This window comes from Tolypothrix bouteillei VB521301 (assembly GCF_000760695.4).
GTDB classification, from domain to species: domain Bacteria; phylum Cyanobacteriota; class Cyanobacteriia; order Cyanobacteriales; family Nostocaceae; genus Scytonema; species Scytonema bouteillei_A.
Window position 1 is genome coordinate 751,535 of the sequence record NZ_JHEG04000001.1, and the last position, 14,694, is coordinate 766,228.

Annotated in this window: 12 protein-coding genes; 4 read left to right on the plus strand and 8 right to left on the minus strand. The window is 41.5% G+C overall.

Going from position 1 to position 14,694, the window contains the following annotated elements; genetic code table 11:
• Positions 1–247: 247 nt before the first annotated feature.
• The 6 genes from HC643_RS02815 to HC643_RS02840 form a co-directional block, all read right to left on the minus strand.
• On the minus strand, positions 248–1,276 hold the full coding sequence (locus tag HC643_RS02815) for an NAD-dependent epimerase/dehydratase family protein (RefSeq protein ID WP_038076345.1): 1,029 nt from the start codon (positions 1,274–1,276) through the stop codon (positions 248–250).
• Between the two features lie 241 nt (positions 1,277–1,517).
• A complete protein-coding gene (gene lhgO, locus HC643_RS02820; protein WP_038076344.1) occupies positions 1,518–2,738 on the minus strand; it encodes an L-2-hydroxyglutarate oxidase in 1,221 nt (406 codons plus the stop codon).
• Positions 2,739–2,829: 91 nt separating this feature from the next.
• A complete protein-coding gene (gene rfbF, locus HC643_RS02825; RefSeq protein ID WP_038076342.1) occupies positions 2,830–3,603 on the minus strand; it encodes a glucose-1-phosphate cytidylyltransferase in 774 nt (257 codons plus the stop codon).
• 303 nt (positions 3,604–3,906) lie between these two features.
• The gene (locus HC643_RS02830) at positions 3,907–6,099 is read right to left on the minus strand and encodes a tetratricopeptide repeat protein (RefSeq protein ID WP_038076340.1); all 2,193 of its coding nucleotides are present in this window, start codon (positions 6,097–6,099) and stop codon (positions 3,907–3,909) included.
• A 59-nt stretch (positions 6,100–6,158) separates the two neighbouring features.
• The gene (locus HC643_RS02835) at positions 6,159–6,938 is read right to left on the minus strand and encodes a PP2C family serine/threonine-protein phosphatase (RefSeq protein ID WP_038076338.1); all 780 of its coding nucleotides are present in this window, start codon (positions 6,936–6,938) and stop codon (positions 6,159–6,161) included.
• 41 nt (positions 6,939–6,979) lie between these two features.
• Positions 6,980–7,654, minus strand: a complete 675-nt coding sequence (locus HC643_RS02840; protein WP_038076337.1) for a vWA domain-containing protein — start codon at positions 7,652–7,654, stop codon at positions 6,980–6,982.
• 618 nt (positions 7,655–8,272) lie between these two features.
• Between HC643_RS02840 and HC643_RS02845 the strand changes: the two genes are divergently transcribed.
• On the plus strand, positions 8,273–9,700 hold the full coding sequence (locus HC643_RS02845) for a response regulator (protein ID WP_038076335.1): 1,428 nt from the start codon (positions 8,273–8,275) through the stop codon (positions 9,698–9,700).
• A gap of 118 nt (positions 9,701–9,818) precedes the next feature.
• Here HC643_RS02845 and HC643_RS02850 read toward each other — a convergent pair whose 3' ends face one another.
• Positions 9,819–10,520, minus strand: a complete 702-nt coding sequence (locus HC643_RS02850) for a response regulator transcription factor (RefSeq protein WP_038076333.1) — start codon at positions 10,518–10,520, stop codon at positions 9,819–9,821.
• 549 nt (positions 10,521–11,069) lie between these two features.
• On the opposite strand from HC643_RS02850, the gene HC643_RS02855 reads away from it, so the two are divergent.
• Genes HC643_RS02855 through HC643_RS02865 form a run of 3 tightly spaced genes read left to right on the plus strand, consistent with a single transcriptional unit; the run spans position 11,070 to position 13,424 of the window.
• Complete coding sequence (locus HC643_RS02855; RefSeq protein ID WP_038076331.1) at positions 11,070–11,819, plus strand: ATP-binding cassette domain-containing protein; 750 nt, start codon at positions 11,070–11,072, stop codon at positions 11,817–11,819.
• Positions 11,816–12,454 (plus strand): ABC transporter permease, encoded by a 639-nt coding sequence (locus tag HC643_RS02860; RefSeq protein WP_038076329.1) that lies wholly within the window; start codon positions 11,816–11,818, stop codon positions 12,452–12,454. The genes HC643_RS02855 and HC643_RS02860 overlap by 4 nt, the downstream gene beginning before the upstream one ends.
• Before the next feature lie 55 nt (positions 12,455–12,509).
• Positions 12,510–13,424: a glycine betaine ABC transporter substrate-binding protein gene (locus HC643_RS02865; RefSeq protein ID WP_038076327.1), complete on the plus strand. Its 915-nt coding sequence runs from the start codon at positions 12,510–12,512 to the stop codon at positions 13,422–13,424.
• Positions 13,425–13,971: 547 nt separating this feature from the next.
• On the opposite strand, the gene HC643_RS02870 is transcribed toward HC643_RS02865, so the two are convergent.
• Positions 13,972–14,649 (minus strand): PAS domain-containing protein, encoded by a 678-nt coding sequence (locus HC643_RS02870; protein ID WP_038076324.1) that lies wholly within the window; start codon positions 14,647–14,649, stop codon positions 13,972–13,974.
• Positions 14,650–14,694 lie beyond the last annotated feature (45 nt).

The following is a 14,694-nucleotide window of genomic DNA, read 5'->3' on the forward strand; positions in this document are numbered from 1 at the left end:
ACTGTAACTACACAGGTAGATTAGACAATTTCTGAAACCAATTTGCTAAGTGAAAACTTTTACTATATATTTGATGATGTAGTTTTCGCTTAAAATCTTAAGTGTATCTACTAGAGCAGGCACAACGAACTGCAATGGTAACTCACCTACTAGAGCAATGAAGGGTACGAGCGTTTAAATTTAAGAAGTCCAAATCTCATGGGTTGATTTGGAACTTCTGATAGCGAGTGGGTTTGCTTACCCCTGTCTACTTCTTAACCCAGAAGAAATCTTTATCAATTTGCTGGGTACGAATGAGATACTCGAGCTGCTTTAAGCGAGTGAATCCTCGAGATGTGAAAGTCTCTTCACTCATATCAATTTGAGAGAACACTTCATACAACTGCTGTGCGCCACGCTTGGCATCCCAATCGCATTTAAAGCCTGGTAATACAGTGTTGATTTTCTCAAAAGAGACTCGGTAACTGCGGTTGTCTGCACCTTGAGTCCCAAAACTGAGTTGGCATCCGGGGAAAATTCCAGCAACAATTTCAGCAATTTCTTTAACGCGATAGTTGTTAGCAGTGTCTCCTACGTTAAAGATTTGATTGTGTACGATATCACGGGGTGCTTCTAGGGCGCAAACAATAGCTTTGCAAATATCTAGGGCATGGACGAGTGGACGCCAAGGGGTACCATCACTGGTCATCTTGATTTCTTTGGTAGTCCAAGCCAAACCGGATAAATTGTTCAAAACGATATCGAAGCGCATTCTGGGGGATGCACCAAAAGCCGTGGCATTTCGCATAAAGGTAGGAGAGAAATCATCGTCAGCTAAAGGTCGCACGTCCCTTTCTACTAAAGTCTTGCACTCTGCATAAGCTGTTTGAGGATTTACGGGTGATTCTTCTGTCACATCACCTTCAGTCGCTACGCCATAGACGCTACAGGAAGACATATAGACGAAGCGACGGACACCTGCTTCTTTTGCCAGTTTGGCAAGACGAACGGAACCTTTATGATTAATTTCATAAGTAATGTGCGGTGCTAATTGTCCGGTGGGATCGTTGGATAATTCTGCCATATGAACGATCGCATCCACACCTTGTAGATCTTCAATAGAGATATCGCGAATATCTTTATTGAGGGTCTTGGCTGTCACTTGAGTACCGTTGTACAACCAACCTACTTTATAAAAGCCAGTGTCCACACCAATAACTTCATGTCCTTTTTCCAGAAGTAGAGGTGGTAATAAGCAACCAAGATAACCTTCGGTACCGGTGACTAAAACTTTCATTGTTGTAAATTCCTATGAGTTGATGTGTTCGTAATAACTTGTGCTTTACTGACTACTGCTTATTTCTGCACTGTATGTACGCAGAGTAACACATTATTTTTAAAGTTTTGCAGTAGCGAGTGATGTTGCTTTCATAAACTTTTTCTAGGGCTGTTCGTACATACACGTTGATTTGCCCCCTAACAAAATTGCCCGTGCTTGCTCGTCTTCGTACTTCTTAAAAAAGCACAGGCAAATTTTCTTAATTTACCGAACTGACTGTTGGTTGCAAATGGGATTGTTCGGGAATTTGTGCAACAATCGCTTTGCCTATTTCAATAGAAGATGTTGCCGCTGGGGAAGGCGCATTGCAAACATGGACTGAGTTTTCACCTTGAACGATCAAAAAGTCATCTACTAGCTTTCCGTCGTTCATTAGTGCTTGAGCGCGAACTCCTGCATGAGTTGGTACTAAATCCTCAGATTTGACTTCGGGAATCAGTTTTTGCAAACTTTTTGTGAACACTGCTTTGCTAAAGGAACGAATGATTTCCTTCATCCCTTCATCTGCATACTTGGCAGCAAGTTTCCAGAAAGCAGGATAAGTCATGACCTCGGTAAAGTCTCGCAGGTCGAAGTCAGTTTTGTGATATCCTTCGCGTTTGAGGCTGAGAACTGCATTGGGTCCTGCATGGACGGTACCATCAATCATGCGGGTAAAATGCACTCCCAAGAAAGGAAAATCTGGATTGGGAACTGGGTATATCAGACCTTTGACTAAAGAACGTTTTTCTGGTGTGAGTTCGTAATACTCTCCCCGGAAAGGTACGATTTTTGCTTGTGGATCGACTTGGCCCATCTTAGCAACGCGATCGCTGTGTAACCCAGCACAATTTATAACAAAGCGAGTTGCAAAGCTACCCGTATTAGTTTCCAATACTTGATGGTTACCACTTTTAACGATACGTTCTACCTTTGTATTGAGACGCAGGTCTCCTCCTTGCTGTCTGATAATTTCAGCGTATTTGAGACATACCTGCTTGTAACTGACAATGCCAGTGGAAGAAACAAATATTCCCCCAACACTTGCGACGTGAGGTTCGTATTCTTTAACTTCTTCAGCAGTGATTCTTTTGACATCTATACCGTTTTCCAAACCTCTTTGGTAAAGATTTTCCAAACGAGGTAGTTCTTCTTTATCTGTTGCTACGATGACCTTACCGCAAATTTCGTAATCAATTCCGTGTTCTTGGCAAAATTCCACCATCGTGCGGCAACCATCACGGCAAAACTTAGCTTTAAAGCTACCTGGTTTGTAATAAATCCCAGAGTGAATAACACCGCTATTATTGCCTGTTTGGTGAAATGCCCATTGGCTTTCTTTCTCTAAAACAAGAATACGTGCGTTAGGGTATCGTTTGCCCAAAGCCATCCCGGTGGAAAGACCAACAATTCCCCCACCTATAATTGCAAAATCATACATATACAACTGCCACAGAAACTAGATGAATTATGAATTATGAATTATGAATTATGAATTCTTACTTTCCGAGTCTTCATAATTCATGCTTTTCTTACCAAACTTTCCAAGGAGCCTTGTTTTTCTGCCACAAATCCTCAAGATAATTTTTATCTCTTAAGGTATCCATTGGTTGCCAGAAACCATGATGTTTGTAAGCAGAAAGCTGTTCCATCTCTGCTAATTTTTCTAGCGGCACTTGTTCCCAAACAGTAGAATCATCGGCAATTAAATTAATGACTTCGGGTTCAAGCACAAAAAAGCCACCATTAATCCAAGCTCCATCACCTTCAGGCTTTTCTCGGAAACTGGTAATTTTGGTTTGTTCGTGTCCCAAAACAATAGCACCGAAACGTCCTGGTGGTTGGACTGCTGTCATTGTGGCTAAAGTCTTTTGCTCTCTATGAAAATTCAGAGCTTCTGTAATGTTGACATCACTTACACCATCACCATAAGTGAAGCAAAAAGTTTCACTGCCAAGATGTTCTCTCACCCGTTTTAAACGTCCACCTGTCATGGTGTTGTCACCCGTGTCTACTAGGGTAACTCGCCAGGGTTCTGCGTTCCCAGCATGCACGTTCATCTGGTTAAAGCGCATATCAAAGGTTACGTCTGACATATATAAGAAGTAGTTGGCAAAATACTCCTTAATGACATACCCTTTATAACCACAACAAATGATAAAATCATTGATACCGTGAGCGGAGTAAGTCTTCATGATGTGCCATAAAATGGGCTTACCACCAATTTCCACCATTGGCTTTGGTCTGACGCTTGTTTCTTCACTCAGACGCGTACCAAGTCCTCCAGCCAAAATTACTGCTTTCATGGAGTTATCTCTTTAGTTTCAGGTAGATGATTTTTTTAAGTTATTGAACGTAATAGAGAAAAGGCTTTTTCCGAATTCTCAGTATATAATCTAACTGTAATTTTACTCAAAAGTGTAAAGGCAAGATAAATAAACCCATTTTTCGTGTAAAAAAACGAAAAAGTTTTTTTCACCACCTGAAATAAAAATAAAGGGTAGATGGATAAAGGATAAAAAATTCATCTCGCATTTTTCATCCAAAAACAAACACAAACCTCTAAATTTCTTTAGAGGTTTGCTTTATCCTTCATCTTTTATCTTGGCTCATTTATTACCCCGAACACTTGAGGTTTGCAAGAAAGTGTCACACTTGTTTTCTACAACAACACAAATGCTGCTAAGGGCTTGTTGGTAATTATCCATATCTTCTTGTTCGAGCGCCATTTTGGCAGCGGTTTGCAAATCATCGACGGCTAGCTTGTGGTAGCGACTTGAAACTCCGCCACCATATTGCGCCAGTTCATAGCGAACAATACCTCGCTTTAAATACACTTTTGAAAGCTTGGGATTAATACGCAATGCTTGGTCAAAATCTTCGATCGCTTGTTTGTACTCTTTCTCAAAATCACTGCTATACTGGGCAATTTGATAGCGAACCACACCTCGTTGGAAAAGGGGTTCCGATCTATCTGAACTTAATGAGAGTGCTTTGTTAAAATCTTCAATTGCTTTGTTGTAATCTTGTTGAGAATCTCCACTGTACTTAGCGATTTGAGCACGTACTATACCCCTTCTTACGAATGCTTCTACTTCATTGGGGTTAAGACGCAATGCTGAGTTATAATCTGAGATGGCCAAGTTGTACTCGCGATCCGGGTCACTGCTATACTCTGCAAGTAGAAAGCGAGAATTTCCTCGATTGACGTAAGCTTTTACTTCTTGAGGATTAATGCTCAAAGCTTGATTGTAGTCTGCAAGCGCAGATTCGTACTCTTTTATATTGTAGTGAGCGTTACCGCGATTGACGTAAGCTTTAGCGTATTTCGGGTTTCTTTCAATGGCTTGAGAGAACTTCTCAATTGCTTTTTCGTAATCGCGTACCTTATAAGAAGCATGCCCCTGCTTGTAGAATTCTGCAAAATTTTGAGAATCGCTGCCCTTTTTCTGACCGGCAGCAACCAAAATTGGCTGGGTGTAGGAAGCAGTTTGGGTTGCAAAGGGACGATTTGTAAATTTAATGACTAAGTCTAAATATCCCAGTAACCCAAAACCTAGCAAGCAAAAAATGACGGGGTAGTATCTCCGTTTTTTGGGGGGTCTGTAGTAAGGGATATTTTGACCAAACACCTGCATCGGATTGCGAGGATTAACCCGATTAAATGCAGCGACTGGTTGCGGTATCCGAGGAGGTTGAGTTTGACGTTTTTTGGCTTTGGGTTGCGGTTTCAGGTGTTCTTTATTTGCTATCGCTCTATGAGATGGGAAAGGATCGCGCCCGCCCAAACGCAAAGCCCGTTCGCACCAGGGGCATTTTTCTAGATGATTGCTGTAGCGGTGTTGGGGGTTTACGGTACAAGTCAAGAGGGAATTTTCGGCTTCAGCTAGTGCTAGCAACCAACTTTGAGCACTCGGGCGCAGCAGTGGGTTGGAATGTCCATCCTCAAAACAACGCAGGAAGAGTTCTTGCAAGCTGGGATGGAGAATTTCCCAGGGCGGAGCAATAGGAGTTGTCACGTAAGGAACCCGTCGCTTTTGACTGTAGGTAAAATGCCCTGCAGCAATACGAGCTTCATATGGTGGTGGTTCGCCCATCCCTTGAAAAATTCCTGAGAATGGGTGAGTTCCTTCCATTAAAAGTTGGAATATGAGCACTGACAACCCAAATAGATCGTGAGCGAAAACGCGATCGCATTCAGCAAAAGTTTTGTTTTGAAGTTCTGGTGGAGTGAATTCCGGTTTGCCTACAGGGCAACGATAGACAATCTCATTTTGCGTGTCTTTTACCTGGAACGAATCTGTGTCTACTATCGTCACTAAAGCTGTATCGCCAACCAGAATATTTGACTCATTCACATCCCCAACACAGTAACCTGAAGCGTGTAAGGATGCAAAAGCTGCTGCTAAGTTCCGAGCAGTGCGGATGAGGTATTGGTAATTAAATAAAGGACAGTGTTGGCGGCGAGTTCTGGGGTTGTAGAAGTCAATAATAGGACGCATACCCCGAATGCGAGGCATCAGAAATCCAATGACGCTGTTTCTTCCGTCTGTTGAACGCAGTAACTCCACAGGCCAAGCAATAGAGATATGACCCAAACTGGCTGTTGGATTTTCTGGTGGATGGGCAATCATCACCTCCAGTTTGCGACCTTGTGCGGGAATTGGCTTGTGATAAACTTTTGCCACCAACTCGCTATCGGTTGGTATTGTATAAATACAAGCCTCTCCACCTTGCCCTAAAGTAACGCTGAGGCTGATATTACTGGGTTTTTGATTGGGAAGATAACGTAGTACCTGCATGATATATTTATTCTTATGCCTAATGTATACGATTTGTGACCGTCGTTATAACTGTCCAATTAGTGGCTTAAGGAAGCTATTACTAGCGTCAAGTCATCATCAGTACGTTGCGTAATCCTATCCGATCGCAAAAACCTCACAAGTTGTTCTTTTGCCACTGTTTTGTCGTCTGCATTGGCTGCAAATTCAAACAGAGGAGAGAAAAACGGTTTATGAGGAGCACCTACTGCCATATTCATGGCCAGCATTTGTAGTCCATCAGTCAGGACTCCCACATTTACTATTGCTTGACGCCATACTCTTAATTGTGCTGCATCCAACGCTCCTGGTGAAGTTAAAAAAACAGTTTCATTTATATACTCCCCGCTATCTGGTAAGGTTAGTGCCACCAGGTTTTCTTGTGTGTCTTTCGCTACAGCAACTCCGTCTCCTATCTGTGCTACCGCCACGATTTCAGGGGCAGCCACTGTAATAATCAGGGTACTTGCTAAGTCGGACGGTTGTTTTTCACAGGCTGCCGCCTCCTCCTCCACTGCTTTTCGTGCGGCTATAATCGCATCTAACAGAATGGAACGAACGGCTTCGTCATCAGTTAAGGTTTGTCGGGTAACCTCTTTAAGAGATATGTTGTCAACTGCTGTTTCTACAGCTACCATTGCCCCAACTTTTCCCATGCTTGCAGAACCCGCACCATCTGCTACTGCTGTAACGAGTACACTGTCCGGCAATATTTGCCAGTGGTGAGCATCCTGACAGAGCTGTTTGGTTTTTACGTGGCTCGTACCACACACAGACGCGGCCACTACCCGCCAGTGAGGTACTTGTTTCGAGGTATTCATGAATTGTTGTCTGCTATCACCTGGAGTAAGCCGCATTACCATCAAACAGAACCCCATCCTATGGGGGGTAGCGCTACTTGTTCATCTACTTTAGAATGAGATACGGCTGACATACTAGCTGATAGCCAAACAAACATTTCAACAAAATTTAACCCCGTTAATTTTAAGGGACTGCGTACAGCTATTTGCCCCAAACGATTCATGTTGGCGTTTTCTACACCTACCGTGAAAAAAGCCACTCGCTTACTTGCTTCATCTGCTTGCACGCGCCGTGTCGCTTGGTCGATTACATCTTCAAATTCACCTTGCGGTTCACCATCTGTAATCATAAAGACCCAAGGACGATAGTAAGCAACGCCGTTAGCACGGTATTGAGCTTTGCGATCTTGAATCATGTCCAAAGCTCTGTGAATACCAGAACCCATCGTTGTTAGCCCTTGTGCTGTCAGTATCGGTGGATTGAACTGATCGGCAGTGACAAAGTCTTGTATGATATTGACTTGGCTGTCAAAGGTGACTATTGCTACTTCCACCCTTCTCGCTGCCAAGGAATTTTTGATTAGTTCTTCCTTGAAAGTTTGCAAGCCTTGATTCAATGCCTCAATGGGAGTTCCTTGCATCGAACCGGATGTGTCTAACAGGAGCACACAAGGACAACGGGGCTCTGGGTTCTCCGCGAACTCAACAACTTCATCCAGTTTTAATGTATCCTGCATAACTTCTTGTGTTATGTTATAGTCCAAAGCTCAAATTTCCTTTTCCTCAAAGTATATAGTTTAAAACGGCAATTGCACTATATGTATTGCTTTTGCTTATCTTGGATAGTTTACTATTGATTAAAGAAATTTCTTCTGCCAAGTATCTTACAAAATTGTGAAATCTTACCTGAGACAGAAGTTTTTTCAATGTAAATCTATCAAAAACAGGCGTTGCTCGCTGTCAACTAGTTAGCAAAATTTATACATTACACGTATAGAATACAATGGTTTAGTACCTCTGCTGACATCGAATTTTAAAGATTCAATGTAGAAAGATGATATTTTGGGTAAATCTGATTAAGTCTTCATGTTATTGACCCTCCATTAACTCTAGAACGTTTAATTTGATAACCAAATTAGTAAATTTAAACTTTTTCAAAACCCCTCAATTGTTATTTTATGAAGAAAAATCTAAAAAATAGCTATAATGTATCTTTTACATCTTGTAATATATTTACGTACTGTCAGAATATAAGAATACTACTAAAGACAACCTCAAAAATCATTAAAGACAATGTTCAACAACAGAGTATAACTACAGACGACAAAGTATATTTTCCGGAAACTCTCTAAGAAATGGATAATTTTGGCACTTTCACAAAACTGCGTCCTTCAAGTTTGCTAAGGCACTTATATAGTGCCTCAGAGAGTACCTGTTTGCAAGTACACAGCAATTCAGTGACTTGGTCAATTTACTTAGAACAAGGAAGAATAACTTACGCCACGCATTCTGTTGAGCCCTTCGATCGCCTAGAACGTCATTTACGTCGCCTCAGTCATCAAATTAATAGCATTACGGGTGAAGTTCGCGTTCAATTGCGTTTGATGTTTGAACCTGATGCACAAACTCAATCAACAGAACATACCGCTCGCCAAGAACAGACAATAACCCCTCCTTTGCCTCCTGAATATCAAGCTATATGCTGGTTAGTAAGCGAGCGTTATTTGCATTCGACACAAGCAGCAATGCTGATTCAAGAATTAGTTAAAGAAGTTCTTGAAGCATTTCTTTCAATTCAACAAGGAACTTATCAACTGACAAATTCTCTTTATCGAGTTCCTGTCATTTGCAAGCTAGATGCAGAAAAAATAGTAGAACGTTGCCAGCAAAGATTACACATTTGGCGATCGCTGGCTCCGCATATTTCCTCACCATATCAGCGTCCATATCCAGTTATAAAAACAACCGAACGGGCTCCTACCATATCTGGGCTTGACCCCGGTTTAACGGAATGGATGAAAGGTTTTAGCTTGCGTCATCTAGCAGTGATTGTGAATCAAGATGAATTAGTACTGACAAGAAATTTATATCCTTACATTGCAAATGGCACAGTTTTATTACACGAACCAGATCCACCATTTGATAAATTACCAACAACCTATACTGAAATCTCAAAAACTCCTATCTATTTACCAGAACCTAACAAAAAAGCTGCTCAAAAAGCTGCACTACCTGGTAGTAACATTTCTGGTGACAAAGCAGGAACCCCTACCAAGATAGAAAACTTAGCAAACCATCAGGAACGAGTCCCCACCGCCACTCAAAAAGAAACAGTTCCTGAATTAACAACGTTAAATAAAACAGACGCTGAAGCAGAACAAATCCCATCTACTCCCACAACATCAACAGTTTCTAGAAAAATATATAAAGTTGTTTCTGTAGATGATAGCCCTACAATTCTTAGAGAAATTAGTCGTTTTTTAGAGGATGAAAGTTTTTCGGTCGTTACAATTAGCGACCCACTCAAAGCAGTGATGACAATTATTCGACACAAACCGGATTTGATTTTATTGGACTTGAATATGGAAGGGATGGATGGTTACGAGCTATGTCGGCTCGTCCGCAATAACTCCATGTTTAAGAGAACTCCCATCATTATGGTGACGGGAAGTAAGGGAATTGTAGATAAAGTCAGAGCAAGATTAGTAGGAGCTTCTGGATATTTAACAAAGCCTTTTACACGTGCAGATCTATTAAAAATGGTCTTTATGCATTTAGCTTAATATTTGTTATTTATCTTATTTATAAAGTTATCTTAATAGTAGACTTCTGCCCGGACAATGCTACCATTAACATAAAAATCCCATCATCCGCTCTCTGCCTTATTATAAATAAGTTAAATTATATATCTTCAAACTTATAACCTACTCCAATGACAGTTTTGACAAAAGTAGGATTCGCTGGATCGGGTTCTATCTTCTTCCGCAATCTAGCAACGTGGGTATCAACAACCCGCTCATCACCATAAAAATCACTACCCCAAAGTTTGTCAATCAATTGCGCCCGGTTCCAAGCCCGACCGGGATAACTCATTAATGTTGCTAGCAATTCAAATTCCAAGGTTGTCAGATCTAAAGGAGAATGTTGATTGTTACTCAGAATCCGGTTAGCCGAGCGCTGCTCCATGTCAATTGTAAAGTGTTGGGTACGGTAGATTTGGCTTTGTTTTCCATGACGCAGCGTCCTTCGCAGCAGCGCACGTACACGAGCCACCAATTCTTTAGGGCTAAAGGGCTTGACTACGTAGTCATCAGCTCCGGTTGACAACCCGATAATGCGATCGAGTTCCTCCCCTTTTGCCGTTAATATGAGGATGTAAGGATCTTTAGGGCTAGCTTGCTGTCGAATACGAGCACATACCTCAAGCCCATCCAAAACAGGAATCATCAAATCTAAGATAATCAAGTCAGGGAGTTGCGCCTGAAACACCTGAATCGCACTTAACCCGTCTCGACAGTGGCGACAAGAAAATCCTTCCCTTTCCAAATATAACTGGATTAATTGAGCAATCTCAATTTCGTCCTCAACAATCAAAATCTCCATTGGTCTTAATAAAGATTTTTTGTTATCCGTATCAATAGTAAACTACTTTAGAAAAACTTCATCACAATATTTAATCGGGTTTATCAAAAAACTGGCTTGCAGTCAAACCCCCGCTTGCTTGAGCAACGCTAGGGTAAGCCAGATGCGAACGTAAAATCTCCCTATCCTTTCCTCCTGTAGTTTATAAATCCTTGATAAAGTTGCAATTAACATCAATTAAACTTAGTAAAGGAGTCAGGGATATTGTTCAACGTCCTTGTTATTCCACACTTACGGCGTTGACGCTTGAAAATTCTGCCCTTAGCCAGCAGACCTTCACCGCTGTATTGACGTTTGAAATGTTGGTCGGCGTTCAACAGTTACACATAACGCTTTACTAGAACTTGTGGAACGGGAAAAGTTTTTCTATATCTACGATCCGATCGAATCCAAAACTTAGCGGAAATAGTGAGGGATTCGTCGGATAGCTATCAACAAGCTCGACTGATTGTGGCTAAATTGCAATAAGTGCGTATAATGGCATAAAGTCAGCTTGCAATTTACTGAATAATGCCACAGGATACAGGAACCGCAGTTGAATTTCGCAATGTAACATTCAGTATAAACAAGCGCCCTTTGGTATCAAATCTCAATTTTACTATTTACCAAGGAGAAGCGTTACTCTTACTAGGGCGCAGTGGGAGTGGCAAAACAACAATCATTAAATTAATCAATCACCTTTTGGCACCCACAGAAGGTGAAGTTTTATTTAATGGTATTCCTACAACTCAATGGAATGAAATAAAACTGCGAAGAAAAATTGGTTACGTTATTCAAGAAACAGGGTTATTTCCCCATTTTACTGTGGAACGCAATATTGGTTTGGTTCCTCATTTAGAAGGTTGGAAGCCAAAACAAATAAAAACCAGAGTCTATGAATTACTGCATTTAGTTGGTTTAGAACCCGATAAGTTTGCTCAACGATACCCACACCAACTTTCAGGAGGGCAAAGACAGCGAGTTGGAGTCGCACGGGCATTAGCAGCAGATCCACCTATGTTATTGATGGATGAACCTTTTGGGGCGTTAGATCCCATTACGCGTTTAGAGCTGCAAGAAGAATTCAAGCGCTTGCAGACAGAATTGGGTAAGACTGTTTTGTTTGTAACTCACGATATTCAAGAAGCATTTATTTTGGCATCTAGAATTGGGTTGATGTGTGGGGGTGATTTGGTCGTTTTGGCTACACCAAACGAATTTTTGCAATCCCAACATCCTGAAGCTTTAGCATTTTTGCAATCTTTAAAATTGGCTCTATGAACTTCAGCGACTTCTTCTTGATAAAATACGCTCAAGAGATTCTAGAACGCACTCTCGAACACTTGCTTTTAGTTGCAATTTCTATTGGTATTGCTACTCTGGTAGGTATTCCATTAGGTATATTAATTAGTCGTCAAAAAAATATAAAGCAACCCATTCTTGGCATTGCAAATATTCTGCAAACTGTTCCCAGTTTGGCGTTGTTTGGCTTGCTGATTCCCGTACCTGTTATTGGTGGAATCGGACAAAATCCTGCTATTGTTGCTTTAAGTTTATATTCTTTGTTACCCATCATTCGTAACACGTACACTGGGATTGTGGGTGTCGATCCTGCCATCATAGAAGCTGGTCGTGGGATGGGAATGACAGATAAAGACTTGTTATTACAGGTAGAAATTCCCCTGGCAGTCAGTGTGATTTTAGCAGGTGTCCGTGTTGCCACAGTCATTGCTATTGGAATTGCAACTATTGCCGCTGCAATTGGTGCTGGTGGATTGGGAGAGCTAATTTTTCGAGGCATTGCAGTTGTGAACAATCAATTAATTTTAGCTGGAGCGATTCCTGCAGCAATGATTGCTTTACTGGCTGACTTTGCTCTTGGTTGGTTAGAAAAAAGATTAACAGTGACTAAGTAATTACTGACCACCTGACCTGTAACTGTGTTGATTATAAAAGGGGGAAAGGAGTGCCGTGAAAAAAATTTTGATCTTTTTCCTTTTAACTTTTGCTTTGGTTTTAGGGGTAGCGAGTTGTAACTCTCAAAATAATGGAAGAAGTGGAGGGGATATTGTTGTTGCTTCTAAAGGTTTTACCGAACAAGACATTTTAAGTGAACTTTTGGCACAGCAAATTGAAGCAAAAACTAACCTCAAGGTCGAGCGTCGTCGCTTCACTAGTTCTTTTGTAACTCATCAAGCTATTACGTCTGGTAAAATAGACGCTTATGTTGAATATACAGGTACGGCTTTTACCGGTATTTTAAAACAAAAAACAATTAGCGATCCAAAAGTTGTTTTTCAACGACTAAAACAAGCTTATGCCCAACAGTTTAATTTGGAAGTTATGGGTTCTTTGGGCTTTGAAAATACTTTTGCCATGACTGTACGCGGTGAAGATGCCAAACGTTTCAATATTCAAACTCTGTCTGATGCTGCTCGATATACACCTCAATGGCGTGGAGGTTTTAGTTATGAATTTATGGAACGAGAAGATGGTTTTCCTGGATTGGCAAAAGCCTACGGTTTGCGCTTTGCTAAATCTCCTCGCATCATGGATTTAGGGTTGATCTATCGATCGCTATTGCAAAAGCAAGTGGATATGGTCAATGGCAATTCCACAGACGGACAAATTGCTCGCTTGGGTTTGGTGGTGCTAAAAGATGACAAGCAATATTTTCCACCTTATGAAGCAACTCCCATAGTCAGGAAGGAAACATTGCAAAAGTATCCTGAATTAAAGAAAGCGATCGCCGAACTTGTGGGTACAATCTCAGCAGACGAAATGCGGCGAATGAATGATTTAGTTGAGGGTGAGTTACGGGATATTAAAGAAGTTGTGCAACAATTTCTCAAATCAATAGGTGTAACCGAAACAAGCAAGCTTTAAAGGTGCAGTAACAAATTACTTACTTTCGCACATACGGTATACAACATTCACCGTACATTCTTGCCCTTACATTAATATATTACAGTGTTTGTTTATTTTAAATTTATTTTTTTAATAAGACGCACTGCAGTATTTTAACCAGAGTAAAATACCGTGTAGTGCACAAATATCAGCTGGCCTCATCTGTGGATGGGGTTTTTTTTAATGTGTGGCATACTGCCCTATCTGCCTATATTAGCGCTTGTCATTTTTTCATGTCAATCGTTCATTTAAAAAATCCTTAATGGTGACCAGTTACGTGGTTATTGGTTAGTGGTTAGCCCAGTGCTACAGGCGGTGAGTCCAGTGCTGCAGGCGGGTTTCCCGCGCCCTGGCAACTGGTGAGTCCAGCCCTGATAGCGCAGCGTGGCACTTTCGTGCCATAGGCGGGTCTCCCGCGCCCTGGGGACTGGCGAACAAGGGAGGGCGTATAGCCCTTGCGGGCATAGGCAACGCGTAGCGTCTGTGATAGGAGATTAGGATCGTCGGTCACTGGTTAAGTGATTACTTAAGCTGGAGCAAAAGCTCCGATGGGAATGGGTACGATTTGAGGACTGGTCAAGCAGGTTCCTTGTCTGTACCAAATTCCCTCTACTTCAAAAGCCTCAAATTCAGTTGTCAGGATTGCCCAAGTTCTTTCATTCAATCCACCAGAATAAGTCCAAGTAAATCGGCTTTCGCTCCGCAATCGTTGCTCTAGTTCTGTCAAATCTTCAGGTAGCCAAAATCGAGTCATCACCCTTTGAGTTGCAATCTCTGGCGGAGTTTGTAGCAAATCAGACATTGCTTGATTGACAATAATTTGTTTGTGGTTATCTTGTCGGACAATACTAACTGGGCGTTCGTTTTCTGCTGCGGCAATGATTCGATACAGCAATTCAACAGGCAAGTGTAACTGACTGCAAAAAACTGAACCTGTGGGCAAAAGAGTTTCAGCAGTTTCAGCCAGTGAAGGTGGTGTTTGATCGACCATCCATCCAAAGAACTCAATTGGGTGTTTGCAACGTTTCCACCCTATTTTTACTTTCCCCTTAATTTTTGCTGCCGTTTCCGACAAAGCTTCTCCATAGTTTTGAGCAAGATAGATAGCATCTTGTTTTGTAGGGGCGTGAATAGAAACCCCTCGGTGGGACAACTTATAGCTCCACCCCGCTTGATTGAGAACTCTAAGAACACACGCACTCATCTCTCACACCTTCTATTTATTATGTGAAGTGATAAAAATGTTGTT

Coding starts and splice junctions, on each gene's coding strand:
- HC643_RS02870 (WP_038076324.1), bottom strand. CDS start 14,649: ATGAGTGCGTGTGTTCTTAGAGTTCTCAATCAAGCGGGGTGGAGCTAT.
- HC643_RS02840 (WP_038076337.1), bottom strand. CDS start 7,654: ATGCAGGATACATTAAAACTGGATGAAGTTGTTGAGTTCGCGGAGAAC.
- HC643_RS02815 (WP_038076345.1), bottom strand. CDS start 1,276: ATGAAAGTTTTAGTCACCGGTACCGAAGGTTATCTTGGTTGCTTATTA.
- rfbF (WP_038076342.1), bottom strand. CDS start 3,603: ATGAAAGCAGTAATTTTGGCTGGAGGACTTGGTACGCGTCTGAGTGAA.
- HC643_RS02845 (WP_038076335.1), top strand. CDS start 8,273: ATGGATAATTTTGGCACTTTCACAAAACTGCGTCCTTCAAGTTTGCTA.
- HC643_RS02850 (WP_038076333.1), bottom strand. CDS start 10,520: ATGGAGATTTTGATTGTTGAGGACGAAATTGAGATTGCTCAATTAATC.
- HC643_RS02860 (WP_038076329.1), top strand. CDS start 11,816: ATGAACTTCAGCGACTTCTTCTTGATAAAATACGCTCAAGAGATTCTA.
- HC643_RS02830 (WP_038076340.1), bottom strand. CDS start 6,099: ATGCAGGTACTACGTTATCTTCCCAATCAAAAACCCAGTAATATCAGC.
- HC643_RS02855 (WP_038076331.1), top strand. CDS start 11,070: ATGCCACAGGATACAGGAACCGCAGTTGAATTTCGCAATGTAACATTC.
- HC643_RS02835 (WP_038076338.1), bottom strand. CDS start 6,938: ATGAATACCTCGAAACAAGTACCTCACTGGCGGGTAGTGGCCGCGTCT.
- lhgO (WP_038076344.1), bottom strand. CDS start 2,738: ATGTATGATTTTGCAATTATAGGTGGGGGAATTGTTGGTCTTTCCACC.